This window comes from Novosphingobium sp. BW1, from assembly GCF_008107685.1.
GTDB lineage: Bacteria > Pseudomonadota > Alphaproteobacteria > Sphingomonadales > Sphingomonadaceae > Novosphingobium.
The window spans coordinates 17537-42697 of record NZ_VIRF01000083.1; the positions used below are offsets into that span (position 1 = coordinate 17537).

Here is a 25161-nt window from a genome sequence, read left to right on the forward strand (position 1 = left end):
GCGCTAATTGGCGGGAAGGTCGCCGTTTTGGGGATCGGGCAGGACTTCGGGCGCCTTGGGAATGCCAATCTCGGTGACGGGCACGCTCACCGGCTCGCCATCGGGGAAGCGGTCGAGCAGAGCGTCGGCAAGCCGCGTCGCGATGGCGGCCTCGGTCCAGTCCTCGTCGCCTTCGTAGGTGGCCATTTCGGCGTTGCCTTCCCACAGTACGCGGCCCTCGGCCCGGTCTCGGATAGTAAGCTCGAGGCGGGTCGAGACGAGCGCGGTGCGCGGCTTGGACATGTCGACATTGACCGAGAGGCCGTAGGCGGTGCCCAGTGTGCCGACCGAGACGGCCGCAGCCCCGCTGACGGGCTTGTGGTCCATCTCGGCGGGTACGAGCACGCGCTGGCGAATCGTGAGCGCGGCGACCTGCGTGTCGGGGCCGGTGGTGTTGAGCGTGTCGTAGCCGGCGCTGACCAGCGAGTTGACCACGGCGGCCTCGAAGCGGGCGCGCTGGGCGGGATTGACCCAGTGCGCACCCGGCACGGTTTCGGGGCCGTCGTCGTGCGTGTTTTCCTGCGCGGTGGTGACGACCTTGATCGGGCCATGGCCCAGCGCATCGGCCAGCGTGTCGGCGCGCACGAATCGGCTGACCTGGACGCGGCCATTGCGGGGGTCCTTCTCGCGGCGACTGGAACGCGAGGCCATCGGAGCAATCGGGCCGCTCCAGCCCGGCCCGCGCCAGCCACCATAGCCCCCGTATCCGCCCCATCCGCCGTAGCGCGAACCCCAGCCCGGCTGGGCGAGTGCCGGGGAGATCATGAGGGCGCTGGCCAGCGAAACCGTCAGCACCCGCCCGGCGGCGCGGCGCAGGGGCCGGGCGATGGACAGGCGATTCGCTGAAAAATCTCGATAGGCCACGTGCATCTCTTCCTTGGGGCTGGCGTTTCGGGCGCGATCTGGGTAGGGGAGCGGGCCCGCGAAGGCCATAGCATCTGCGTGCGTTGCTGGCAGATGAATGGCCCCGTTTTGCCGTTGCTGGCGCGGCGAGATGCTTGACTCAGCGCGCGCCAACCAGTAACGGGCCGACTTCAAATTTCCGGCGGTCGGTAACCGCCTGACCAACCTGGACGAGACAAGACATGAAGATTCGCAACAGCCTCAAGTCGCTCAAGGGCCGTCACCGCGATAACCGCGTGATCCGTCGCCGTGGCCGCACTTACGTCATCAACAAGACGCAGCCCAGGTTCAAGGCGCGCCAGGGCTGATCTGATTCGCCTGTCCCCGCGGCCTTTCGGCGGCGGGGAAACTTACGGCGGTCGGTCTGTGCAATGATGACATGAGACCCCCGCCATATGCGGGGGTTTTTCCGTGTCCGGAATAGATGCCGTTGTTTTCGATGTGGGCCGCGTGCTTGTCCAATGGGACATGCGCCGACTGTTCGGCCAGCTCATCGACGACCCGCAGGAGCTGGAATGGTTCTGCACGAGGGTCGTCACCGAGAAATGGCACCATCAGCACGACGAGGGCCGCGAGCTTGCCGAGCTCGTGGCCGAGCGCAAGGCCGCGTTTCCCGGCCACGATCATCTGATCGATGCCTATGCCACCCGCTTCCTCGAGACGATCCCCGGCAACGTCCCGGGCTCGCACGAGATTGTGCGCGAGCTGGCGGCCTCGGGCATACAGCTGTTTGCGATCACCAACTTCGCCTCGCCCTTCTGGCGCGAATACCGCGCGCAGGAGCCGCTCTTCGACCTGTTCGGGGAGATCGTTGTCTCGGGCGATGAAAAGATCGCCAAGCCCGATCGGCGCATCTTCGATCTCGCTGCGCGGCGCTTTGGCCACCCACCTTCGGCGATGCTCTTCATCGACGACAACGCGGCCAATATCGAAGCTGCGGCGGCGCTCGGCTGGAATGTTCATCACTTTCAGGACGCGCCCACACTGCGCGCCGACCTGACGTCCCGCGGGCTGCTCGCCTGAGCGCACGGCCCGGCCCGCAAAAGCCTTTGCTTCGGGCTGGAACACATTCCTCCTGTCTGCCTTAACCCTTCTGCACGGTGTGAAACTTTTATTTCGCACTTGCAGCGGGGGGTCCTTGGCAAGTCCCGTTCTATGTTGCATCACGTGGACAAACGGGAGTCACGATGTCGACGACGAACGCACCGAAGTTTGACGAAATGCTCAACGAGGACGGAACTGTTCGTTCCGCCTATGCCGATTTTCGTAATTGGTACGACGCGCAGGACAAGTCCTGGCTGAAACGACAGGACGGGGAAGCCGAACGTTTCTTCCGCCGCATCGGAATTACTTTCAATGTCTATGGGGAATCAGACGCCGAAGAGCGTCTCATCCCCTTCGACATGATCCCCCGGATCATCACCGCGAAGGAATGGCGTAAGCTCACCAAGGGGATCGAGCAGCGCGTGCGCGCGATCAACGCCTTCCTCCAGGACCTCTACCACCGCCAGGAAATCATTCGCTCCGGGCGCCTACCGATCAACGCCTTGCGCAACAACGAGGCGTTCCTCTCGCAGATGATCGGCTTCACCCCGCCGGGGGGCGTCTACACCCACATTGTGGGCATCGACCTCGTCCGCACGGGGCCCGATGAATTCATGGTGCTGGAAGACAACGCGCGCACGCCGTCGGGTGTCTCCTACATGCTGGAGAACCGCGAGACGATGATGGCGATGTTCCCGGACCTGTTCACGCAGATCCCGGTGCGCCCCGTCTCGGACTACCCGCGCCGTCTTGCGCGTTCGCTGCGTGCCTGTGCGCCGGCGGCCTACAACGCGGCCGGGGGCAAGCGCCCGGTCGTCGCGGTGCTGACGCCAGGCATCTACAACTCGGCCTATTTCGAACACGCCTTCCTCGCCGACCAGATGGGCGCGGAACTGGTCGAGGGCAGCGATCTTCGCGTCATGGACGGGCGCGTCGTGATGCGTACGACGACCGGCTACAAGGCAATCGACGTGATCTACCGGCGTGTCGACGATGATTATCTCGATCCGCTCACCTTCAACGCGGATTCGGTGCTGGGCGTAGCGGGTATCATGGACGTCTACCGTTCGGGGGGGGTTACCATCGCCAACGCGCCGGGTACGGGCATCGCCGATGACAAGGCGATCTACAGCTACATGCCCGAGATCGTGGAATTCTATACCGGCGAGAAGCCGATCCTCAACAACGTGCCGACCTGGCGCTGTTCGGAAGAGGATTCGCTGGCTTACGTGCTCGACAACCTGAAGGATCTGGTGGTCAAGGAAGTTCACGGTTCGGGGGGCTACGGCATGCTGATCGGGCCCACCTCCTCCAAGAAGGAGCTGGCTGCCTTCGAGCAGAAGCTGCGCGCGCGCCCCGAAAATTACATAGCCCAGCCCACGCTCTCACTCTCGACGGTGCCGATCTTCACGCGCGAGGGGCTGGCGCCGCGGCACGTGGACCTGAGACCCTTCGTGCTGGTCTCGCCCGACGGGATCGACATCACCCCCGGCGGCCTCACGCGCGTCGCGCTCAAGAAAGGATCGCTGGTGGTCAATTCCTCGCAGGGCGGTGGCACCAAGGACAGCTGGGTGCTGGAGGACTGATGCTCGGACGTGCTGCCAATGGCGTTTACTGGATGGCCCGCTATCTGGAGCGGGCGGAGAACACCGCGCGCCTGATCGACGTGGGCTTCCACCTCGCGCTTACCGGATCGAGCAAGGATTCGCAGCATGACGAGTGGCGCTCAGTGCTGACGACGGCCGGTCTGATCGAGGATTACGAGGCGCTCTACTCCGATTTCTCGGGCCCGCAGGTGTTCAACTACATCCTGCGCGATCCCGAAAATCCGGGCTCGGTTCTCAAGATGCTTGAATACGCGCGGACCAACGCGCGGGTCGTGCGCACCAGCATCACCAACTCGGTGTGGGAGGCGACGAACGAGGGCTGGATGACGCTCAAGGACATGCTCGCGCGCCCCGTGCGCGAGACGAACCTTGGCGAGGTGCTCACGGCGATCCGGCGCACGGGCACGCTCGTGCGCGGCGCCCTTGAAGGCACCATGCTGCGCAACGAGGTCTACAACTTTGCGCGCATCGGCACCTTCATCGAGCGGGCGGACAACACCGCGCGCATTCTCGATGTGAAGTACTACGTGCTGCTGCCCTCCAACGCCTGGGTCGGTTCGAACCTGGACAACCAGCAGTGGGACACGCTGCTGCGCTCGGTCGCGGGCAACCGGGCATTCTCCTGGCTCAACGCGGGTTCGATGGACCCGCGCGAGATTGCCCGCTTCCTGATCCTGGATGGCCAGTTCCCGCGCAGCCTGGTGTTCTGCGCCGAGAATATCCGCAGCAACCTGGCGGGGCTCGCCAAGGAGTACGGCGGAGAGACCTCGGCGCACGCACTCCTGCGCGACAAGCTCTCGCGCCTGCATCAGATCGAGGTCGAGGAGATCTTCGACCAGGGCCTGCACGAGTTCCTGCAGGACTTCATCACCCGTACCAACGAGGTCGGCGCCGTGATCGCGGCCGACTACCGCTTTACAGAGTAAGGGGCCTTCGTGCTGCTGACCGTTTCCCATACGACCCGTTACGTCTTCGATGACCCCGTTTCGCATGGATTGCAGCGCCTGCGCCTGAAACCCAAGTCTACTCACGGGCAGGAAGTGCTCGATTGGACGATGGAGCTGACCGGTGCGAAGGTCGAGGCCGAGTACGACGATCAGCACAATAACCACACCGCGCTCGTCTCGCTGGAGGCGGGCGTGCAGGAAGTAATCGTGACCTGCAAGGGCTCGGTGCAGACCTCGATCAGCGACGGGGTGATGGGCATGCATTCGGGGCACATGCCGCTGTGGTGCTTCCTGCGCCCGACCGGGTTGACCCGTTCGGGCAACAAGGTGCGCGAGCTTGTCGCCTCGGTCGAGGCGGACCGCGAGGATACGCTCGGGTTCCTCCACGCGCTCTCCTACGCGGTGGGCGAGGCGGTCGAGTACTTGCCGGGTGTAACCGACACCGCGACGACGGCCGAGCAGGTGCTGACCGCGGGCCAGGGCGTGTGCCAGGACCATGCCCACGTCTTCATCAGCGCCGCGCGCCTGCTTGACATCCCGACGCGCTACGTGGGCGGCTATCTCAAGATGGATGACCGCGAGGAGCAGGAGGCCGGACACGGCTGGGCCGAAGCCTACGTACAGGGGCTGGGCTGGGTCGGTTTCGACATCTCGAACAAGGTCTGCCCGGATGAACGGTACATACGCGTAGCCACGGGTTGCGACTATGGCGAGGCCGCGCCGGTTACAGGTATTTCCCATGGCGGCGGCGCGACGAGCCTTGATGTCCATTTGTCGGTGGCCGAGAAGCTGCTAGGAGGGCAGCAGCAGCAATCCGGCGACGGGGCGCAGCAACAGCAGACGGGCAGCGGTTCGGCCTGATACGGCCGGTGCGTTCCCGCTGTTTCAGACACGGGACGTAAGACGTTCGGGGCGATGCTCCGGCGTTCTTTAGAAAAGATTGCAGGAACAAGAGCTTCCATGACGTACTGCGTTGGCATGATGCTGGAGCGTGGCCTCGTGTGCATGAGCGACACGCGGACCAATTCGGGGGTCGATAACATCTCGACCTTCCGCAAGATGAACCGCTGGGAAGTGCCCGGTGAGCGAATCATCACGGTCATGACGGCGGGAAACCTGGCCACCACGCAGGCCGTGATCAGCCAGTTGGAAGAGCGCAACAAGGCGCCCTCCGACCGCCACAACTCGCTGCTCGAAGCTGAGACGATGTTCCAGGTCGCAACGATCGTGGGCAATCTGCTACACGAGACGATCGCCAGCCGGGTCGAGGACACTGGGCAGCGTGCGGCGGCAGGCACCTTCAGCGCGACGATCATCGTAGCGGGCCAGATCGCGGGCATGGAACCGCGCCTGTTCATGATCTACCCGGAAGGCAACTTCATCGAGGCGAGTTTCGACACCCCTTTCTTCCAGATCGGTGAGACCAAGTACGGCCGGCCCATCCTCCTGCGCGGCTACGAGCCTGACATGAGCTTCGAGGCGGCGGTGAAGCTGCTGACCGTTTCCTTTGATTCGACCCTCAAGGCCAATCTTTCGGTGGGCCTCCCGCTCGACTTGCTGGTGATCGAGCGCGATCGCTTCACCCCGCTCCACGCGCGGCGCATCGAGGCGGGCGATCCCTACCTGCAATCGGTCTCGGACGGTTGGGGCGAGGCGCTGCGCCAGGCACTGGAAGCGCTGCCCGATTACCGCATGGACGGAGATGAGGGCGGCCTGTCGGCCTGATCTACAGGGTCGCAAAACACCTCCATTCCCGAGTTAGTTGGCGCTGCTAACGCGCTTTGCTGCATGGTACCCCAAGGCTTCGACTCCCTCACAAAATTGGAGTGGATCATGGGCCTTGGATTGTTCAGGAAAGGTGGCCGCGGGCCTGCGCAAAGCAGCCCGGCGGCGCGCATGCGCGATGTGCGCACGGAAGGGAAGGGGTACTTCCTTGCCAGCAAGGGGCAGTACACGCACGAGGTCGTGCGGCTGGCGCGTGATCATTCGGCGCTGGCCTGGGGGGCAGAGGCACCCACGGCGGTGGCGGGGCTGGTCACGCACGGGACCAGCCCCGCGAACATGCTGGGGCGCGATTTCCTTGCCCGGCTGGTCGAGACCGCGCCCAATGGCTTTGCCTGCAACCGCATCGCCGTCCACATCGCCGGGGAAGGGATCGGCTACCTGCCACCCAGCCTCTCCTCGATCTACGCCGAATGGGCCGAGGATTGGCACCTGACCCACACTCTGATCCTGTGTAAGGCGCGCGTTCTCATCAAGCTAGGCAAGGGCCCCCGGCGGCGCCCCTGCGCGCAAGTCATGCTCGACATCGCCCGCCCCTTCGAAATTCGCGCCTTCGGAAGCTGAGGGGCTGGGCTGCGTCGCCGCGGCCTAGCGGCAATAGCTTCCGCCCGTTGCCTCGAGGTGGAAGTGGTTGGCATGAGCCGCGTTGTAATCGGGCCCCAGCACCATGCCGAAACGCTTGCAGGCGCTCTCGTGCACCACGCGCAGGAAGCGCTTTTCCGCGCGCGAGCCTGCGTCCCAGTCGTTCAGCACGGATACCCGGCGTCCATCGGCAAGGACGAAGGCCGAGACGTCGATGGCGTTGGCGGTCGCATGGCCTGAACGCTTTGCGGTCCCGGCCACGTTACGGCAGTTGTAGCTGCCGAACGTCTCGATCCGCGCGATGCCGCTGCCCAGGATCTGCTCGGCCGCGCGGTCGACGCCAAAGCGCGCCCACCCGGCGAAACCGGTCGCCACCGTGCAGGTGACGGGCCCCAGGTTGGTGAGGCCAAGCGAGGCGGTATCGCTGGCAAGGCTGGAAAGGCGCACCGTGTTCACGGTCGAACAGCCTTTGGCGAAATACTTGTCGTCAAGCGGCTGGAACGCGGCGTGCTGGGCGCTCAACTCGCTCAGGCACTGGCCGAAGGCGGGGCTGGGGCGGCTGTAGGCGCGCGAGGATTGGGACGGCCGTGCGCTCTCGCGCTGCGGGGCAGGCGGCGGCTGGCTGCCGATGCAGGCGCCGAGCAGGCCCACGAGGGGCAGGATCAGCAGGTTTCTGCGCATGGGACGAGGTTATCACATCTGCGTGGTTAACGTGAGGTTGCGCACTCAACCGGTGGAGCTCGCCGGAGTTCCAACGCGTTGGTGCTCGGCGCCGGCCAGCATTTCCGCGGGCCATCGCCCTAGGCCGCGTGGACAAATTCCGTGTCGACCGGAATGACCGAAATGGGAAACCGGTCATTCGTATGATAGCGAATATCTGGCAGCTATGCAGACCCTTTTAGCCGTTCGCCGCATGTGCTCGATTTACGCTGCGCGCGCAAAGTCACGAGGGAGGAAGGGCGGAATCCGGACATTCTCTGCGTCAGCGAACTCGACAATCCGCGAAGCTGGAAGCCGACATTCGAAACCACGCAGAACCGCGGATATGTCTGCGGTGCCGCGAGGCAGCCCGGAGCCCTTTGCGGAAGCGTCAATTTCTCGCTGCACGCGCACGCAGCGGCAGGCCTGCCATGATGCCCCGAAAAATTACACGACGCCGCAACTGAGGTTTCAAACAATGATGCTCGGCGCAACGACAGCCGCAGCAGCAGTTCAGGAGATTCGTCCTTCGCACCGTTCCGGCGGGGGCCGGTCACACAGCGATAGCCCGTAGCTGCCGTCTCCCGGAAACCGTTGGGGAAATAGTGCGGTTGTTCTGCTACGCGTCTGTCCGCACCGCCGAAATTTCGCCGCGCAGCTTGGTCCATTTGACGAGTGCATCCATCGCCGGTCCGAGCGCTTTGCCAAGCTCGCTGAGCTCGTACTCCACCTTTGGCGGTACCTGCGGATAAAGGGTGCGGATCACGATGCCGTCCTCTTCCAGTGCCCGCAGCTGCTGGATCAGCATTTTCTGCGTCACGCCCTCGATGCGGCGCTCCAGCTCGGAAAACCGCATCGGCCCCTCGGCTGCGAAAAGCTGGACGATGATGACGATCTTCCACTTGCCCTCCAGGACGCGGAGGGCCTCTGAGGCCGTCGTCGCCCAAGCGTGCTGTTCCTTCGGGTCCCTGCAGGGGCGGTTCTCTGCCATGACTTACCTTTTGGTTTGTACCAGACTTTATTGTGCGTTCTTGTCGCTATCAGCTCTACGAGTATGTTCTGCCCGACTTCAACAGCGAAAACGAGGCTCCTCATGAAAATCGGCATTCTTGGCACCGGCCACATCGGCGAGGTTCTGGTTCCCCGGCTTTCCGCGGCGGGCCACGAGGTGAAGGTCGCGAACTCGCGCGGCCCCGAAACGATCAACACGGACATCCTGGTGAACGGCGCACGTCCGGTCACGGCCGAGGACGCCGCCTCAGGCGTCGATGTCGTCATCCTGTCGATCCCGCTGATCCGCATTCCCGACGTGGCGCCGCTGATCTCGGCGCTGCCCGAGGAAACCGTTGTGATCGACACCTCCAACTACTATCCCTCGCGCGACGACCACATCGCCGCCATCGACGAGGGCCAGGTCGAGAGCCTGTGGGTGGCCGAACAGCTCGGTCGGCGCATCGCCAAGGCCTGGAACGCGATCAGCTCGCCCTCCTTCGCGGACAAGGACAAGCCTGCCAGCGATCCGGACCGCATCGCCATCCCCATCGCCGCGGATCGCGATGAGGACCGCCGCGTGACCATGACGCTGGTGGATGACACCGGCTTCGACGCGGTCGATGCGGGCAGCCTGGCCGAGTCCTGGCGCCAGCAGCCCGGCAGCCCGGTTTATTGCACTGACCTTCAGCGTGACGAGATCCTGCCCGCCATTGCCGCTGCCGAGAAGGAGCGCCTGCCGAAGCGGCGCGACATCGTCGGGCAGATCATCGCGGAACGCTTTGGCTCGGTCTACCCGGACGGCGACCAATTGGTGCGCATCAACCGCACCATCTACATGTAGTCCGTCGCAGAGGCAGCAAATGACTGGTCGGGGGATCACGCCACCGGCCAGCGACTGTACGGAAAAAGGGCCGATCACGACATGACCCGTAAGCTGATCATCGGCATGCATCTGGGCAACGGCTATGGCGCATCGCCGGCCGCCTGGCGGATGCCGGGCGTCGATCCGATGAACTTCACCAGCTACGATGCCAAGGTGCGCCACGCGCAAACCGCCGAGCGCGGCAAGCTGCATTTCCTGTTCTTCCCGGACGGGCCCGGAACTCTTGGTGTCGACCTCGACCACGAAGCGCCCGGCTTCAACCTGGATGTGATGATGACGGCGGCGGCGGTCGCGCGCGCCACGACGCGCATCGGAATGGTCGCCACTGGGTCGACCACCTTCAACGAGCCCTTCAACCTTGCGCGCCAGTTCAAGGCGCTGGACATCATGAGCCACGGGCGCATGGGCTGGAACGCCGTCACCTCCGCCGGAGAGGACGTCGCGGCGAATTACGGCCAGCGGATACCGGCCAGCGCCGACCGCTACGGGCGCGCGCACGAGATGGTCCAGATCGTGCAGGCCCTCTGGGGCAGCTGGGGCAAGGACGCCTGGCTGCATGACCAGCAGTCGGGCCGCTTTGCCCGGTCCGAGGAGATCACGCCAGTGAACCTTCAGGGCGAATATATCGCCTCGCGCGGGCCGCTCTACATTCCGCCCTCCGAGCAGGGTCAGCCGGTGATCTTCCACGCCGGTGGGGCAAGCCCGAACGCGCTGAACCTTGCCGGGCGCTTTGCCAGCGCGGTGATCGGTGCCGCCTTCTCGATCGAGCATGCACAGATGCAGCGCCAGGCCTTCCGGGGCGCTGCCGCAAGCTTCGGGCGCGATCCCGACGAGATCAAGTACATCCCCGGCCTGATCACCGCGATCGGCCCCGACACGCGCACGGGGCTGGACCGGCGCATTGCCATTGCCGGCAACAGTTTCGAACAGCGCGCGCCCTATCTTCAGCAGATGCTGGGGGTGCGGTTCGATCTGGACCGGTTGGACAATCCACTGAACCGCCAGACGCTGGCCCGCGCCCGCGCCTCGCAGGACCCGCGCGCAGAGAAGGCGCTGCGCCTCGCGCAGGAGGGCTGGAGCCCGCGCGACATCCTCGCCCACGGCGTGATCGAACCACAGCCGGTCGTCGCCGGAACGGCCACGGAGGTGGCCGATCACATGCAGAGCTGGTTCGAGGCCGAGGCCGCCGACGGGTTCTGGATCGCCCCCTCGCTTGAGATCGAGGGGGGCGAGGACTTCGTCGATCAGGTCGTCCCGATCCTGCAGGAGCGGGGTCTGTTTCACACCGAGTATGCCGGCCCCACGCTGCGTGCGCATCTCGGCGCGCCGGATCAATACGGCGTCGATCAGCGGATCTTGGCCTGAGCGGCCTCATCCTGCCGCTGCACGTGGTGCGCGGCGCCCCATGACACCAAAAGGAGAAACCCCATGAAAATCGGACTTCTGGGCACCGGCCACATCGGCAGGACGCTGGCGCGCAAACTTGCCGCCGCCGGTCATGACGTGAAGGTCGCCAACTCCCGTGGCCCTGACACCATCGAGGCGGACGTGCTGGAGAACGGCGCGCAAGCGGCGACGGCCGAAGAGGCCCTGAGCGATGTTGACGTCGCGATCCTGTCGATCCCGTTCAACGCGCTGCCCAAGGTCGCGCCGTGGGTCAAGGGTCTGCCCGAGGACGTGGTGCTGATCGACACGGGAAACTACTATCCCGGCCGCGATGGCCAGATCGAGAGCGAGTGGGCCGCCGAACAGCTGGGGCATCCGGTCGTCAAGGCGTGGAACGCGATCGGGTCGCACAGCTTCGCCATCAACGGCAAGCCCAAGGGAGCCGAGGGCCGGATCGCGATCCCGGTCGCGGGCGATCAGGTGGATCATCGCGCGGTGGCGATGGGTCTCGTCAACGACACCGGCTTTGACGCCTTCGATGCGGGCGTCATCGCCGAATCCTGGCGGCAGCAGCCCGCCGCCCCAGCCTACACCACCGATCTTACATACGACGAGATGGGCCCGGCTCTGGCCGCCGCCGAGCGTCACCGCCTGCCCAAGCGTCGCGATCTGAGCTTCGAAATCGCGATGGAGCGTCTTGGCGAAGGCGTGCCGCCCGACGCGGACTGGAACCTGAAGATCGCCCGCGCCATCAATATGTGAAGCGGTTGCAAAACCACCCTAAAACGCGCCCGGACAGACCGGATGCCCTCGGTCTGTCCGGTGCCAGTGTCATCTCAAAAGTCTTAGGCAAGGCTCCCTTTTGACAGAATAGCAGTGGGAGGCGCTGCTTTGGATAACCGGTTTGGCAACGTACGCTTTCCGTTCGCTCTTCGAGGATGCTGCCCGATTTCTGAACGGCAGGTCTGGTGAAGCCGGATTGCGGCAATAGCCTGACCGACGAATGGCGGTTGTGGGCCGGCCGATAAGCTGAGCGCGTCGCTGAGCGTGCAAAATCGGCCCGGCACGCTCTGGTCAGTTTGGGCATACAGCAGACGTTCGCTGCGATGGATTCGAATGGCTGCTATGGGCCGAAACCGGGCAATCGAACTTGTCCACGCGGCCTAGGGTTCCCCAAACTGTCGAGCTCACCATTGCCGCGCTGCCTTGGCCGAGACGGGTGAGGTGGTCGATTCCGGGGTCAAGGGCCGATGGCCCGTTGAAAAAAAACCTTCGTCCTTGCGCTCGGCGGACTTTCCCTCACCAGCTCCCACAACGGAAAAGTGCCCTTCCTGCCCGACAAATATCCGACCATCGTGCAATTGCCCCGATTGGCAGCGGGAATCGTTTGACATGCCCCGGCAACGCTTTAGATGCGGCTTCGGGCCACGCGGTCCCAACGCCGCGCGAGCTCTCTGTAAGGAGAGTCTTAAATGACTGATATCACGGTACCGGCGCGCAAGCCTGCGCGTCCGCATTTCTCGTCGGGTCCCTGCGCCAAGGCACCCACCTTTGCTCCCGAAAAGCTGGCCACCGAATCGCTGGGGCGTTCGCACCGCGCGAAGATCGGCAAGTCGCGCCTTCAGTACTGCATCGACCTGATGCGCGAAGTGCTGCAACTGCCCGACACCCACCGCATCGGTATTGTCCCCGGTTCCGACACCGGCGCCTTCGAGATGGCCATGTGGACCATGCTCGGCGCCAAGCCGGTCACCACGCTCGCCTGGGAGAGCTTTGGCGAAGGCTGGGTGACGGACGCTGTCAAGCAGCTCAAGCTCGACCCCACCGTGATCCGCGCCGACTACGGCCAGATCCCCGACCTGACCCAGGTGGATTGGAGCAACGACGTGCTCTTCACCTGGAACGGCACCACCTCGGGCGTGCGCGTTCCCAACGCGGACTTCATTCCCGCCGACCGTGAAGGCCTGGCCTTCGCCGATGCCACCTCGGGCGTATTCGCCTACGACATCGACTGGTCCAAGATCGACGTGGCCACTTTCTCCTGGCAGAAGGTTCTGGGCGGCGAGGGCGGCCATGGCGTACTGATCCTCGGCCCCCGTGCGGTCGAGCGTCTGGAAACCTACACCCCCGATCGCCCGCTTCCCAAGATCTTCCGCCTGACCAAGGGCGGCAAGCTGATCGAGGGCATCTTCAAGGGCGAGACGATCAACACCCCCTCGATGCTGGCCGTCGAAGACGCGATTTTCGCGCTTGAGTGGGCCAAGGATCTGGGCGGCCTTGAAGGCCTCAAGGCCCGTTCGGATGCCAATGCGGCAGCCCTCGACAAGATCGTTGCCGACCGCGACTGGCTTGGCCACCTGGCCGCCGATCCGGCGACCCGTTCGAAGACCTCGGTCTGCCTGACCGTCGAGGGCGCGGACACCGACTTCATCAAGAAGTTCGCCTCCGCTCTCGAGAAGGAAGGCGCAGCCTTCGATCTCGCTGGCTACCGCGATGCGCCCGCTGGCCTTCGTATCTGGTGCGGCGCCACGGTCAACACCCAGGACATCGAGGATCTCGGTCCCTGGCTTGACTGGGCCTACGCCACCGTCAAGGCCGCTGCCTGATTTTGTCGCTGTGTCCCGGCCATCGCGCCGGGGCCGGTTTTCTCGCAGGTCTGGCAAGGTGCCGCCTGTGTTCCCCGCCAGCTGTCCGTGTGTGGACGCGCGGGACGACGACAAGGAATTTGTAAAATGACCAAGCCCAAGGTTCTCATTTCGGACAAGATGGACCCGAACGCTGCGCGCATCTTCGAAGAGCGTGGCTGCGATGTGGACGTCATCACTGGTGAAACGCCCGAGCAGCTGATCGCCCGCATCGGCGAATACGATGGCCTCGCCATCCGCTCCTCGACCAAGGTCACCAAGGAAATCCTCGACGCCGCGACCAACCTCAAGGTCATCGGCCGCGCTGGCATCGGCGTTGACAACGTCGACATCCCCTATGCCTCGGGCAAGGGCGTCGTCGTCATGAATACCCCGTTCGGCAACTCGATTACCACTGCCGAGCATGCCATTGCGATGATGTTCGCGCTTGCCCGCCAGATCCCGGAAGCCAACGCGCAGACCAAGGAAGGCAAGTGGCCCAAGAACGCCTTCATGGGCGTGGAAGTCACCGGCAAGACGCTTGGCCTCATTGGCGCGGGCAACATCGGCTCGATCGTTGCCAGCCGTGCGCTCGGCCTCAAGATGAAGGTCGTGGCCTACGATCCGTTCCTGACACCAGAGCGCGCCGTGGAAATGGGTGTGGAGAAGGCCGATCTCGACACCGTTCTGGGCAAGGCCGACTTCATCACGCTGCACACCCCGCTGACCGAGCAGACCCGCAACATTCTCTCGGAGGACAACCTTGCGAAGACCAAGAAGGGCGTGCGCATCGTCAACTGCGCGCGTGGCGGTCTGATCGACGAGAACGCGCTCAAGAAGATGCTCGACTCCGGCCACGTTGCGGGCGCCGCGCTCGACGTGTTCCAGACCGAGCCGGCCAAGGACTCGCCGCTGTTCGAGTGCGCGAACTTCATCTGCACCCCGCACCTGGGCGCCTCGACCACCGAAGCGCAGGTCAACGTCGCGCTGCAGGTGGCCGAGCAGCTTGCCGACTACCTCGTCAACGGCGGTGTCACGAACGCGCTCAACATGCCCTCGCTCTCGGCTGAGGAAGCGCCCAAGCTCAAGCCCTACATGAAGCTTGCCGAACAGCTCGGCAGCCTCGTCGGCCAGCTGACCCGCGATTCGGTTCCGCGCATCTCGATCCACACCGAAGGTGCGGCCGCGGAACTCAACATGCGCCCGATGGTCGCGGCGGTCCTCGCCGGGTTCCTGCGCGTCCAGTCGGACTCGGTCAACATGGTCAACGCCCCGTACCTCGCCAAGGAGCGCGGTCTGGAAGTGCGCGAAGTGAAGACCGAGCGCGAAGGCAACTACCACACGCTGATCCGCGTCTCGGTGAAGACCGAATCCGGTGAGCGCTCGGTGGCGGGCACGCTGTTCAACAACCAGGACCCGCGCCTGATCGAACTGTTCGGCATCAGCGTCGAATCCGACCTGTCGGGCGACATGATGTACATCGTCAACGAGGACGCGCCGGGCTTCATCGGCCGCATCGGCACGCTGCTGGGCGAAAACGGCATCAACATCGGCACCTTCAACCTGGGCCGCCGCGAGACCGGCGGCGAGGCTGTGCTGATGCTCTCGGTTGACAGCGCGGTCCCCGAGGACGTGCTCAAGCAGGCCGAGGCTCTTCCGGGCGTGAAGCTGGTCAAGGCGCTCAAGTTCGCTTGATCCACGCCGCAGCCCTCGGGCCGTCGCAGATACGAACGATAGTGGGGGCGGGCCTTCGGGCACCGCCCCCTTGTCGTATCGAAGGGATGGGGAACTCCGAAGAAGGGGGAAGCAAGACAAATGCGAGGGCCTTCGCCCTCGCGCTCCCGGATTCGGGGAGCTGTGGCCTATTGGAGAGGCCGCTCCCTCCTGCTGTCGCTGTTCTCGCCACCGCCGGTCCGGTGCCGTCTGACCGAAGGTCGCATTGATGGCGTTGTGAGGAATAGAGCGATTGTGTCTTCTCAAGAACCCTTTAGTGTCATGATCTTCAGAAAGAGACATTCTTGTTGTTGAAGGTTCTCGGGGCGGAGGTGTGGTCCTGCTTTCCTTGATTTTGCTTGGACTGGCGTCAAATTTGACGGCGCCTACTTTAAGTCGCGACAAGATTATGGAAATTGGTTCGGGCCTGGCGCAACTGCGATTAGATGACAATGTCGCGGCAGAATTTGACCTGATACTGTCGCTCGATGGCACACCGTTGCGCTGCAAAATACTGCGGAGCAAGGGCAATTCGAAAATGGCAGAAGTCATTTTCCCCACTTTTATGCGATGAAAATGTTCAAATCTGCCGAGGCCGATGGAGGCCGCACGTACGGCAGACTGCGCTATATATTCGAAGCAGGGACGAGACGAATTGACCTTGGGTTGGAAGCCAAGCCCGATATGGAACTATTCGTCGCAAGCCTGCCCGGCGAGAATGAAAATCAACTGGATGTGCCGGTTTCGGTGTACGTTGACGGCGATGGGCAGGTCGCGGATTGCCAAGGGGCCTCGACGCAGAACAGTGCCTATGCCGATGTGGCCTGCCAGCAAGTGCGTGGGCAGGCGTTCACCAAATTCTACGATGAAGACTCTGCCCGGATCTCCTATGTTCAGGAGTTGCTGATCCGCTTCAGCACTCAAGCACCCGATGCGGAAAATTGAGTGCATCGCAAGACATGACAGGTCTTCACATCACGATCTGCAAAGAAGATTCACGGGCAACGCGCGACGCTGACATAGGCTGTTTGGGCAGCCCGAGGGCGATAGCCCTCGGAAATCAATTTCTTTGCCCTTTTTCAGCCGCATTCTTGGACATGGTACAGGAGACGACGCCAGCAGGGGCTTGGCCTTGCGCGCGGTGAGATTGGATTTTCCTACACCCGAGGGGCTGCGGTATTCTCGTCGTTCGACCTGTCGCGTTGGTGGCTGTCAGGAAGGAAAGGGATGCGTGTCGCTGCAATTCTGCCAGGATCTGACAGCGGGGCGGTTTGGCGCAGGGTGACAGGTGACACGATCTTCCTCTGGACTGTGTCAACTGTGTCAACCTGGGTGTCACTTTTGGGCTGATAGGGGCGGGAAATCGGCACGGAGGAGGCAAGATCGTGCGCGGGGGCGGCTCGCGGCTTGCTGAATCCGTCGTGCTGGCCCTATAGGCGCACCCGAACAAGGCCGCGCATCTTCTGCGCGCGGCTCGAAAGCGCCGGATTGCCCGATCTGCGGTCCGGCCATTGGAGTTTGGAAACGTTCACATGCAGGATACCGACCGCGACCTGTTGCCCGAAGGGCTTGGAGACCGTCTGCCCGCGCAGGCCCGTGCCGCACAGCATGTGCGCCGCGTGGGGCATGACGTTCTGGCCAGCCACGGCTACGCGCGCGTCGAGCCGCCGGTTCTTGAATTCGAGAAGTCGCTGGCAAGCCGCATGGCCGGTGTCCAGGCGCGCCGCATGTTCCGTTTCGTCGATCCGGCCTCGCTGCGCCTCCTCGCGCTGCGCTCGGACATCACCGCGCAGGTCGCGCGCATGGCCGCGACCAGCCTCGCCACTGCGCCGCGCCCGCTGCGCCTGTCCTATTCTGGCCCGGTCTCGACCATCAAGGGCGATGGCCTCGACCCCGCCCGTGAGCGTCTGCAGCTGGGCGCCGAGCTGGTCGGCATCGACACGGTCGCAGCCGCGGCCGAAATCGTGGAACTGGCCATTGAGACCCTGGCAAGCGCCGGGGCGACCGGGATCTCGGTCGACTTCACGCTTCCTGATCTTGTCGACACGCTGAGCGCCGGGCCGCTGCCGTTGGACGCCGCGCAGATCGAGAAGGTGCGTGAGATGCTGGATGCGAAGGACGCAGGCGGGCTCGTGGACGTGGGCGGTGAGGGGTATCTCCCGCTGCTCTACGCGGTCGGCCCGTTCGAGAGCGCGGTCGCACAGTTGGAGTCGTTCCAGGCTGGCGGTGCGCTTGACAGCCGCATCGAGGGCCTGCGTGCCATTGCCGCGCGCGTGGGCGGCAAGGCGCGCCTGACGCTCGACCCGTCCGAGCGCCATGGTTTCGAGTACCAGTCCTGGTTCGGCTTCACGATTTATGCCGAGGGCATTTCGGGCAGCCTGGGCCGGGGCGGTACGTACCAAATTCTCGGCCAGGCGGGCGAGGAGCCTGAGGCTGCAACCGGCTTCTCGCTCTACCCCGACCCGCTGATCGAGGCGCTTGCTGCCACCTCGGACGAGCCGCGAAAGCTTTTCTTGCCGCTGGGTTACGACGTGCAGGTGGCCGCGCAGCAGCGCGCCGTGGGCTGGATCACGCTGGCCGCGCTGTCGGACAGCGATGACCCGCGCGCGCTGGGCTGCTCGCACGTTCTGGAAGGGCGCGAGGCGATCGCGCTGTAATGGGGCGGGTGGCCTTTCGGGTAATGCAATTCCCCGCGAGGCGGCCTTCGTGGCAATTCTATTGCAGATGGCAGCGTCCAAACCTTGCCCTTGGCGCCACCTTCCCCTAGGGCGCGCCTCGGAACTTCAATTAGCAGTGAAAGCGTGAAGCGTTGGCAAACGTAACGGTGATCGGCGCCCAGTGGGGCGATGAGGGCAAGGGCAAGATCGTGGACTGGCTGGCCAGCCGGGCCGACGCAGTTGTCCGTTTCCAGGGCGGCCACAACGCCGGGCACACGCTCGTCGTGGGTGAGCAGGTCTACAAGCTGTCGCTGCTGCCTTCGGGCATCGTGACCGGCACGCTGTCGATTATCGGCAACGGCGTCGTGCTCGATCCCTGGCACCTCAAGTCCGAGGTCGAGAAGCTTCGTGGCCAAAGCGTGGAGATCAACGCGGACAACTTTGCGATCGCGGACAACTGCCCGCTGATCCTGCCGGTCCACCGCGAACTCGACGGTCTGCGTGAAGCGGCGGCGGGTGCCGGAAAGATCGGCACCACCGGTCGCGGCATCGGTCCGGCCTACGAGGACAAGGTCGGCCGCCGCGCGATCCGCGTGTGCGATCTGGCCCACCTAGACGCGCTCGAACCGCAGCTTGATCGCCTGTGCGCCCACCACGATGCGCTGCGCGCCGGCTTCGGCCAGCCGCCCATCGACCGCGAAGCGCTGCTCAAGGAACTGGCCGAGATCGCGCCGTTCGTGTTGCAGTTTGCAGGGCCGACCTGGCGCCGTCTCAACAAGGTCAAGAAGGCGGGCGCCCGCGTCCTCTTCGAAGGCGCGCAGGGTGTTCTGCTCGACGTCGACCACGGCACCTACCCCTTCGTTACCAGCTCGAACACGGTGTCGGGCACGGCGGCGAGCGGTTCGGGCCTTGGCCCTTCGGCCACCGGCTTCGTTCTGGGTATCGTCAAGGCGTACACCACGCGCGTGGGCTCGGGTCCGTTCCCGACCGAGCTTGAGGATGAGACCGGCCAGCGCTTGGGCGAACGTGGCCACGAGTTCGGCACCGTCACCGGCCGCAAGCGCCGTTGTGGCTGGTTCGACGCGGTCCTTACCCGTCAGTCCTGCGCCATTTCGGGCGTGACCGGCATTGCGCTGACCAAGCTCGACGTCCTCGATGGCTTCGAGAAGGTCAAGATCTGCACCGGCTACCGCCTTAACGGCAAGGTCCTCGACTATTTCCCGAGCCACGCTGCGGACCAGGCCAATGTCGAGCCGATCTACGAGGAAATGGACGGCTGGCAAGGCACGACCGCAGGAGCGCGCTCGTGGGCGGACCTTCCGGCACAGGCGATCAAGTACATTCAGCGCGTGCAGGAACTGATCGAGACGCCGGTCGCGCTGGTGTCGACTAGCCCCGAGCGGGAGGACACGATCCTCGTGCGCGATCCCTTCGCGGACTGAGCGCAGACACAGCTCTGGCCGCAGAAATGCGGACTGGTGGCCCGGCAAGGGCCTGATAGGATCGGAGCATGCGCTGGCTTGCCCCGATCCTTTTGCTTTGGGCCCTTGTTCCTGCTCCGGCGGATGCGCCTGGCCGGTTGCAGGTGCTCGACTTCCTGCGCGTTACCAAGTCCGCACGCACGCTGGAACTGTGGCAGGGCGAGCCGGGGCAGGGTGGGCGTCTTGTCCGCGTGATCGACGGGCTTCAGTTCGGAGATAACCCGCAAGGGCACAAGCGCTTCGAGGGTGATGAGCGTACCCCGGAGGGCCGCTACGTCATCGATTGGGGCAATCCCGATTCGCGCTACCATCTCTCGCTGCACATCTCCTATCCCAACGCGGCCGACCGCGCTTATGCAAGAGCCCACGGGCGTTCGGCGGGCGGGATGATCATGCTGCATGGCCAGCCCAACGGCTGGGGGGAGGGCCGGGTGCCCGGCGACTGGACCGATGGCTGTATCGCACTTTCCAATGCCGAGATCGAGGCCTTGTGGGAGGTTGTGCCTGACGGCACGCCCATCGAGATCCGTCCCTGATAAAAGGCTTGAGGGGTAGCTGTACGCACATGCAGGGCAGTCATCTCTCTCTTTTTGGGTTGTAAAAAACGACATTGCTGCAATGTAAATTGCAAAGCACACCCTGTTGCGGAAAAAGCTTAGGAGCCTAACTAAGCATCCATGCCTCACCGCGATTCCCTGTCCGCTGCTCTGCCAGCGAATGTCATGACACTTGCCCGCATCTGGCGGCAGCTGGCCGATCGGGTGCTGGCCTCGCTCGAGATATCCAATTCGACGGGGTACGCGCTGCTCCACCTCGAGCGTCGCGGTGGGGGCGTGCGCCAGTCCGACCTGGCGCGCGAGATCGGTATTACCGAGGCCTCGCTGGTGCGCACCTTGCAACATCTTGAACGGGCGGGCCTTGTTTCGCGCGAAGGTGATCCCGAGGACGGTCGTGCCAAGATCCTCGACCTGACGGGCGAAGGTGTACGCTTGGCGCGCAAGATCGATGCCCGTCTCATCGAGCTGCGCGCCGAATTGCTTTACGGGATCAGCGAGGAAGACCTCGCTACCACGGTCGAGGTTCTGGATGTCGTCGCAGCCCGTATCAATGAGCGGCGCGCACGCACATGACCAACCGCTGGGGCATCAATGCCGCGGTGTTCTCTCTCAAGTGCTACATCGCTTCCATGTTGGCGACTTTCATCGCCTTTTCGATCGGGCTGGAACGCCCTTATTGGGCGTTTCTTACGGCGTACATCGTCTCGGGTCCGTTTGCGGGCGCGGTCGTTTCGCGCGCACTGTTCCGCCTGATCGGGACCTTCGTGGGGGCGTGCTTTGCGATCTTCATCGTCCCGCCGCTGGTGCACAGTCCGGTGTTGCTGGTCAGTGCCATGACCTGCTGGCTGGGGACCTGCGTCTTTCTTTCGTTGCTCGACCGTAAGCCGACTTCGTATATGTTCGTGCTCTCGGGTTACACGGCCGGCCTTATCGTGTGGCCGATTGTCGATGCTCCCCAGCACATCTTTGATGTAGCGACCCTGCGCGCGCAGGAGATTGCCATCGGCATCATCTGTTCCGCACTGATCCATGGCGTTGTCCTGCCGGGGTCGGTCTCGCGCGCGCTGGCAGGCAAGATGGCCAGTGTCCTCAAGGATGCAGAAGCCTGGAGCCGCGACACATTGGATTTCGAACCGGATCCCAAAATCGACCTCGAGCGCCGCCGTCTCGCGCAGGACATCACTGAGCTGCACCAGCAGTCGGTTCACCTCCCCTTCGAGACGACTCAGACTGCGCCGCGTGTGAAACTGGTGCGCGCGCTTGAGGACAACCTAGCCCACCTCATGCCGCTGGGCGCGGCCATTGCCGACCGCGTGGTGGCCCTGCGCGCGAACGAGGCGTTGCCTGAGAACACCGCCGCGCTCATGGCCGACATTCGCGCCTGGATCGACCATCTGAGCGATGATCTTGGCGTGATCGAGGAGACCGGCGATGCCCTGATCGCGCGCTGCGCAGAGCTGGAACCTGCCATCGATGGGCAAAGTGACTGGCTGGAGCTACTCCACATGAGCCTTGTTGCGCGGCTTGGCGAACTGGTGACATCGCACCTCAACTGCCGGGTTCTCAAGGTGCAGTATGCGGCACCCACTGCACGGTCGGTTTCGCCACGAATCCCGTCGCTTCTGGCGGATATCGGCGAGCGTCCGCTCAACCGGGACTACACCGGCGCGGCGCGTGCGGCGGGCGGTGCGATGCTGACCGTCGTTGTCGGCTCGCTCATCTGGCACTTCAGTGGCTGGCACGACGGCGGAACCTTTCTGATGCTGGCCTCGGTCTTTCCGGCGCTGTTCGGCGCCTTGGACAATTCGATTCCGCCGGTGATCGGCTTCTTCAAGGGCACGGTCCTTTCGGTCATCATTGCGGGGGCCTATGGTTTTGCCATTCTGCCGGCGCTTGACGGCTTTCCGGAACTGGCGATCTCGCTGGCCCCGGCGCTGCTCGTGCTGGGCTCGCTGATGGCGAACCCCAGGACGGCGGGCTTTGCCCTGCCGACCATGCTCGGCCTTGGCAGTCCGTTCATCATCTCCGAAAAATATGGGGCCGATCTCGGTCCCGGTGTTCCGGCGAACTTTGCGACCTTTCTCAATTCGCAAATGGCGACGTTTGCGGCGATCTTCTTTGCCGCTGGCATGATCCGCATCATCCAGACTGCAGGCGTCCATCATGCAATCCAGCGCAACCTCACGGCGGGCTGGAAGGACCTGGCCGAGCGTAGCAACCGCTGGGCACGGCCCAACCTGCAAGGCTGGATCTCCAAGATGCTCGACCGCCAGGCCTTGATGGGACCGCGCTTGCAGGCCGCGGGCAAGGCGCCGGGTGAGCCCCTCTACGACATTCTGCGCGACCTTCGAGCGGGCGTTGCCATCGGTGAATTGCGCAGCCTGCGCCTAGATCTGGACGCGGCGCACCATGGCTCGCTCACCGACGTGCTGACCGGCATGCAGGGCTACTACCGCAAACTCACTCCCGAGGCTCCGCCGCCCGAAGATTCGTGCCTGCTTGCCCGGATCGACGCGGCGCTTGCCCGCTTCCGATCCGACCCGGAGGAAACCGTGCGCCGCCGCACCGCACTGCCCCTCATCACCCTTCGCCGCACCCTTTTCGCCGACGCTCCGCCATTCACGGGAGTCTCCACCCCTCCCGGAGGAAAGCTATGAACGGAGAGTTCTCGCTTAACGGCATCTACGTGCCGTCCCTGCTGGTCTTCGGGATTATCGCGTCGCTGTGCACGCTGCTCCTGATGCGGCTTTTCAACCGCTTCGGGATCTACCGTTTCGTCGCATACCGCGCGCTGGTGGACCTCGCCCTCTACGTCATCGTCTTTGGTGCCGTGGCCTTTCTCGCCCCTTATTTCGGTTTCGCCCCATGAAGAATACAATCGCCATGATCGGCCGCAGCGCGGCCACCATCGTCATCGTGCTCATCGCCATTGTGATCGCGATCTGGATGTGGAACCACTACGAGCGCAGCCCCTGGACGCGCGACGGGCGAGTGCGGGCCGAAGTCGTGCGTGTGACGCCGGATATCTCCGGTCTTGTCACTTCGGTCGAGGTCAAGGACAACCAGAAGGTGAAGGCGGGCGACCTGCTCTTCGTGCTCGACAAGCCGCGCTACACGCTGGCTGTCGAGCAGGCGCGGGCCGGAGTGGCGAGCGCACAGGCGACGCTGGCGCAGGCCCGCCGCGAGGCGAACCGAGACCGCGTGCTGGGCGACCTCGTCGCCACCGAGACCCATGAACAGAACCTTGCCCGCGTTCAGACGGCACAGGCCGCACTTGCCGAGGCGAAGAGCGCGCTTGATGGTGCGCTGCTGAACCTCGAGCGCACGCAAGTTGTCGCCTCGGTCGATGGCACGGTAACCAACCTTGACCTGCATCCGGGGGACTATCTGGCCGCAGGTAACCAGGCGATGGCACTGGTCGATCGCAATTCGCTGCGCATCGAGGGCTACTTCGAGGAAACCAAGCTCCCCATGATCCGCGTCGGCGCGCCAGTAACGGTGCACCTGATGGGTGAGGAAAAGGATCTCAAAGGCCGGGTCGAAAGCATCGCGGCAGGTATCTCGGACAGCTCGCGTGGCAACGCCAGCAACCTCCTGCCCGATGTCGAGGCGACATTTGCCTGGGTGCGTCTGCCCCAGCGCATCCCGGTGCGCGTGAAGCTGATCGACGTGCCTAAGGATGTGCGTCTCGTGCTGGGGCGCACGGCGACGGTCACCGTCGAACAGCGTGAAAAGGTCAAGGCCGAGCCGAAGGCGGAGGGGCAGTGATGCGAACGCTGCGTTCCTACGTCGCCCTTGGTGCGCTTGGGCTGGCGCTGGCCGGATGCGCGACGGCCGGGCCGAACTATACCCCGCCCGAACAAGCCGTGGCCAACACGCTCGCCGCACAAGGCGCCTTCGATTCCGGCGACGGCGCGGCCTTCGCGCAAGCCGAACTCCCTGACCACTGGTGGCGGCTCTACGAGGACCCGCGTCTCGACGCGCTGATCGAGGAGGCCCTGGAGGCCAATGCAGACCTGCGTGCGGCCGAGGAGAACGTGCTGCGCGCCGATGGCGTCGTGCGCGAACAGGCTGGGGAATACGGTTTTGGAACCGAGCTTTCCGGCAACGTGCAGCAGGAGCGCAACTATTCGCTGCGCTCGGCCAATACCAATCTGCCCGGGGTATTGACCGGCACCTTCGGGCTGTCGGTAACCTATCCCTTGGACCTGCACGGTAAGATCAAGCGCGGCATTGAGGCGAGCCTCGCGGACCGGCAGGCGCGCGAGGCGGCGCGGGACACCGTGCGCACCACGGTCGCGGCGGCAACCGCGCGGGCCTATGCCAATGTCTGTGCGAGCAACTACCAGATTGCGACCGTGAAGAAGGTGGTCAAGCTGCAGGAAGAAACGCTCGATGCCACGAAACGCCTCCAGAAGGGCGGGCGCGGTACCAGTTTCGATGTCAGCCGCGCGCAGACTGCCATCGATGCCAGCCGTGCGAATCTGCCGCAGCTCTACGCCCGTCGCAAGGGCGCGCTCTATCTCCTCGCGACCCTGCTTGGAAAGGCACCCGCCGACTATCCGCGCGATGTCGAGACCTGCGCGAGCCTGCCGCAGCTCTCGCGCCCGCTGCCGATTGGTGATGGTGCAGCGCTGATCCGCCGCCGGCCCGACATCCGCGAGGCCGAGCGCACGATTGCCGCGGATACCGCGCGTATTGGCGTGGTGACGGCGGATCTCTATCCCTCGATCAGCCTTGCGGGCGGGATCATGGCGTTCAACCAGGCGAAGAACCTGCCCAAGCAGGAATCGCTGAGCTTTGGTCTCGGTCCCCTGCTGAGCTGGAGTTGGCCTTACCAGTCCCAGGTCCGTGCCCGGATCGATCAGGCGAACGCGCAGGTGCGCGGGGATATCGCCCGTTTCGATGCGACAGTGCTGGAAGCGCTGCGCTCGGCCGAGACCTCGCTTGACGAGTACGCACGGGGCCGCGAACGCGCAGCGGCATTGGGCAAGGCGGCGGACAGCGCCGGGGTTTCGGCGGCGCAGGCGAACAAGCTGTTCCGGTTTGGCCGCGCGGATTTCCTCTCGCTGTTGACCGCGCAGCGCGAACTGGCGAGCGCGGAGGTCTCCCACGCGGCGGCCGAGGCTGCTCTGGTCGATAACCAGATCGCCGTGTTCCTGGCGCTGGGCGGTGGCTGGCAGAAGGAAGCGAGTAAGGAAGCAGCCGCCGCAAAGGCGGCTGCAGACGTGTCCCAGGCTCCTAGAAATTCCGAGGCAAACTGA

The 25161-nt window shown here is 64.3% G+C and carries 24 protein-coding genes and 1 pseudogene; 22 read left to right on the plus strand and 3 right to left on the minus strand.

Annotation, left to right across the window (positions count from 1 at the left end; genetic code table 11):
• Positions 1-3 precede the first annotated feature (3 nt).
• The gene (locus tag FMM79_RS15670) at positions 4-903 is read right to left on the minus strand and encodes a DUF4136 domain-containing protein (RefSeq protein WP_205466690.1); all 900 of its coding nucleotides are present in this window, start codon (positions 901-903) and stop codon (positions 4-6) included.
• Between the two features lie 221 nt (positions 904-1124).
• Between FMM79_RS15670 and ykgO the strand changes: the two genes are divergently transcribed.
• The 7 genes from ykgO to FMM79_RS15705 all read left to right on the plus strand — a co-directional run bounded on the left by ykgO (position 1125) and on the right by FMM79_RS15705 (position 6886).
• On the plus strand, positions 1125-1250 hold the full coding sequence (gene ykgO, locus FMM79_RS15675) for a type B 50S ribosomal protein L36 (protein ID WP_123152541.1): 126 nt from the start codon (positions 1125-1127) through the stop codon (positions 1248-1250).
• 103 nt (positions 1251-1353) lie between these two features.
• Positions 1354-1965 (plus strand): HAD-IA family hydrolase, encoded by a 612-nt coding sequence (locus FMM79_RS15680; protein WP_148628391.1) that lies wholly within the window; start codon positions 1354-1356, stop codon positions 1963-1965.
• Positions 1966-2129: 164 nt separating this feature from the next.
• Entirely contained in the window at positions 2130-3572 is a 1443-nt protein-coding gene (locus FMM79_RS15685; RefSeq protein ID WP_148628392.1) for a circularly permuted type 2 ATP-grasp protein, read from the plus strand.
• Positions 3572-4519: an alpha-E domain-containing protein gene (locus tag FMM79_RS15690; protein WP_148628393.1), complete on the plus strand. Its 948-nt coding sequence runs from the start codon at positions 3572-3574 to the stop codon at positions 4517-4519. Before FMM79_RS15685 ends, FMM79_RS15690 begins: the two co-directional genes overlap by 1 nt.
• 9 nt (positions 4520-4528) lie before the next feature.
• A complete protein-coding gene (locus FMM79_RS15695) occupies positions 4529-5401 on the plus strand; it encodes a transglutaminase family protein (protein ID WP_148628394.1) in 873 nt (290 codons plus the stop codon).
• A gap of 99 nt (positions 5402-5500) precedes the next feature.
• The gene (locus FMM79_RS15700) at positions 5501-6265 is read left to right on the plus strand and encodes a proteasome-type protease (RefSeq protein ID WP_148628395.1); all 765 of its coding nucleotides are present in this window, start codon (positions 5501-5503) and stop codon (positions 6263-6265) included.
• A 171-nt stretch (positions 6266-6436) separates the two neighbouring features.
• A complete protein-coding gene (locus FMM79_RS15705; protein WP_162528529.1) occupies positions 6437-6886 on the plus strand; it encodes a hypothetical protein in 450 nt (149 codons plus the stop codon).
• Between the two features lie 24 nt (positions 6887-6910).
• On the opposite strand, the gene FMM79_RS15710 is transcribed toward FMM79_RS15705, so the two are convergent.
• Together FMM79_RS15710 and FMM79_RS15715 are read right to left on the minus strand one after the other, a co-directional pair.
• Positions 6911-7585, minus strand: a complete 675-nt coding sequence (locus FMM79_RS15710; RefSeq protein WP_148628397.1) for an extensin family protein — start codon at positions 7583-7585, stop codon at positions 6911-6913.
• 637 nt (positions 7586-8222) lie between these two features.
• Positions 8223-8594 (minus strand): helix-turn-helix domain-containing protein, encoded by a 372-nt coding sequence (locus tag FMM79_RS15715; RefSeq protein WP_148628398.1) that lies wholly within the window; start codon positions 8592-8594, stop codon positions 8223-8225.
• A gap of 102 nt (positions 8595-8696) precedes the next feature.
• On the opposite strand from FMM79_RS15715, the gene FMM79_RS15720 reads away from it, so the two are divergent.
• The 15 genes and pseudogenes from FMM79_RS15720 to FMM79_RS15790 all read left to right on the plus strand — a co-directional run bounded on the left by FMM79_RS15720 (position 8697) and on the right by FMM79_RS15790 (position 25161).
• A complete protein-coding gene (locus FMM79_RS15720; protein WP_148628399.1) occupies positions 8697-9437 on the plus strand; it encodes an NADPH-dependent F420 reductase in 741 nt (246 codons plus the stop codon).
• Positions 9438-9518: 81 nt separating this feature from the next.
• The gene (locus FMM79_RS15725; RefSeq protein WP_148628400.1) at positions 9519-10844 is read left to right on the plus strand and encodes an NtaA/DmoA family FMN-dependent monooxygenase; all 1326 of its coding nucleotides are present in this window, start codon (positions 9519-9521) and stop codon (positions 10842-10844) included.
• A gap of 57 nt (positions 10845-10901) precedes the next feature.
• Positions 10902-11627: pseudogene (locus tag FMM79_RS15730) on the plus strand (NADPH-dependent F420 reductase); the annotation flags it as partial.
• A gap of 710 nt (positions 11628-12337) precedes the next feature.
• Complete coding sequence (locus tag FMM79_RS15735; RefSeq protein WP_148628402.1) at positions 12338-13471, plus strand: phosphoserine transaminase; 1134 nt, start codon at positions 12338-12340, stop codon at positions 13469-13471.
• Positions 13472-13597: 126 nt separating this feature from the next.
• Positions 13598-15184: a phosphoglycerate dehydrogenase gene (serA, locus tag FMM79_RS15740; RefSeq protein ID WP_148628403.1), complete on the plus strand. Its 1587-nt coding sequence runs from the start codon at positions 13598-13600 to the stop codon at positions 15182-15184.
• Positions 15185-15536: 352 nt separating this feature from the next.
• Positions 15537-15776, plus strand: coding sequence for a hypothetical protein (locus FMM79_RS15745; RefSeq protein WP_148628404.1), 240 nt, complete (start codon positions 15537-15539; stop codon positions 15774-15776).
• A 2-nt stretch (positions 15777-15778) separates the two neighbouring features.
• Positions 15779-16147 carry a hypothetical protein gene (locus tag FMM79_RS15750; RefSeq protein WP_162528530.1) on the plus strand — a complete coding sequence of 123 codons (369 nt, stop codon included), beginning with the start codon at positions 15779-15781 and terminating at the stop codon, positions 16145-16147.
• 587 nt (positions 16148-16734) lie between these two features.
• Positions 16735-17859, plus strand: a complete 1125-nt coding sequence (locus FMM79_RS15755; RefSeq protein WP_148628406.1) for an ATP phosphoribosyltransferase regulatory subunit — start codon at positions 16735-16737, stop codon at positions 17857-17859.
• 152 nt (positions 17860-18011) lie between these two features.
• Complete coding sequence (locus FMM79_RS15760; RefSeq protein ID WP_148628407.1) at positions 18012-19301, plus strand: adenylosuccinate synthase; 1290 nt, start codon at positions 18012-18014, stop codon at positions 19299-19301.
• A gap of 68 nt (positions 19302-19369) precedes the next feature.
• The gene (locus FMM79_RS15765) at positions 19370-19876 is read left to right on the plus strand and encodes a murein L,D-transpeptidase family protein (RefSeq protein WP_148628408.1); all 507 of its coding nucleotides are present in this window, start codon (positions 19370-19372) and stop codon (positions 19874-19876) included.
• Between the two features lie 186 nt (positions 19877-20062).
• On the plus strand, positions 20063-20470 hold the full coding sequence (locus tag FMM79_RS15770) for a MarR family winged helix-turn-helix transcriptional regulator (RefSeq protein WP_240339244.1): 408 nt from the start codon (positions 20063-20065) through the stop codon (positions 20468-20470).
• Positions 20467-22554 (plus strand): FUSC family protein, encoded by a 2088-nt coding sequence (locus FMM79_RS15775; protein WP_148628410.1) that lies wholly within the window; start codon positions 20467-20469, stop codon positions 22552-22554. The genes FMM79_RS15770 and FMM79_RS15775 overlap by 4 nt, the downstream gene beginning before the upstream one ends.
• Entirely contained in the window at positions 22551-22766 is a 216-nt protein-coding gene (locus FMM79_RS15780; RefSeq protein WP_148628411.1) for a DUF1656 domain-containing protein, read from the plus strand. Before FMM79_RS15775 ends, FMM79_RS15780 begins: the two co-directional genes overlap by 4 nt.
• Positions 22763-23665, plus strand: coding sequence for an efflux RND transporter periplasmic adaptor subunit (locus FMM79_RS15785; protein WP_148628412.1), 903 nt, complete (start codon positions 22763-22765; stop codon positions 23663-23665). The genes FMM79_RS15780 and FMM79_RS15785 overlap by 4 nt, the downstream gene beginning before the upstream one ends.
• Positions 23665-25161: an efflux transporter outer membrane subunit gene (locus FMM79_RS15790; protein ID WP_148628413.1), complete on the plus strand. Its 1497-nt coding sequence runs from the start codon at positions 23665-23667 to the stop codon at positions 25159-25161. Before FMM79_RS15785 ends, FMM79_RS15790 begins: the two co-directional genes overlap by 1 nt.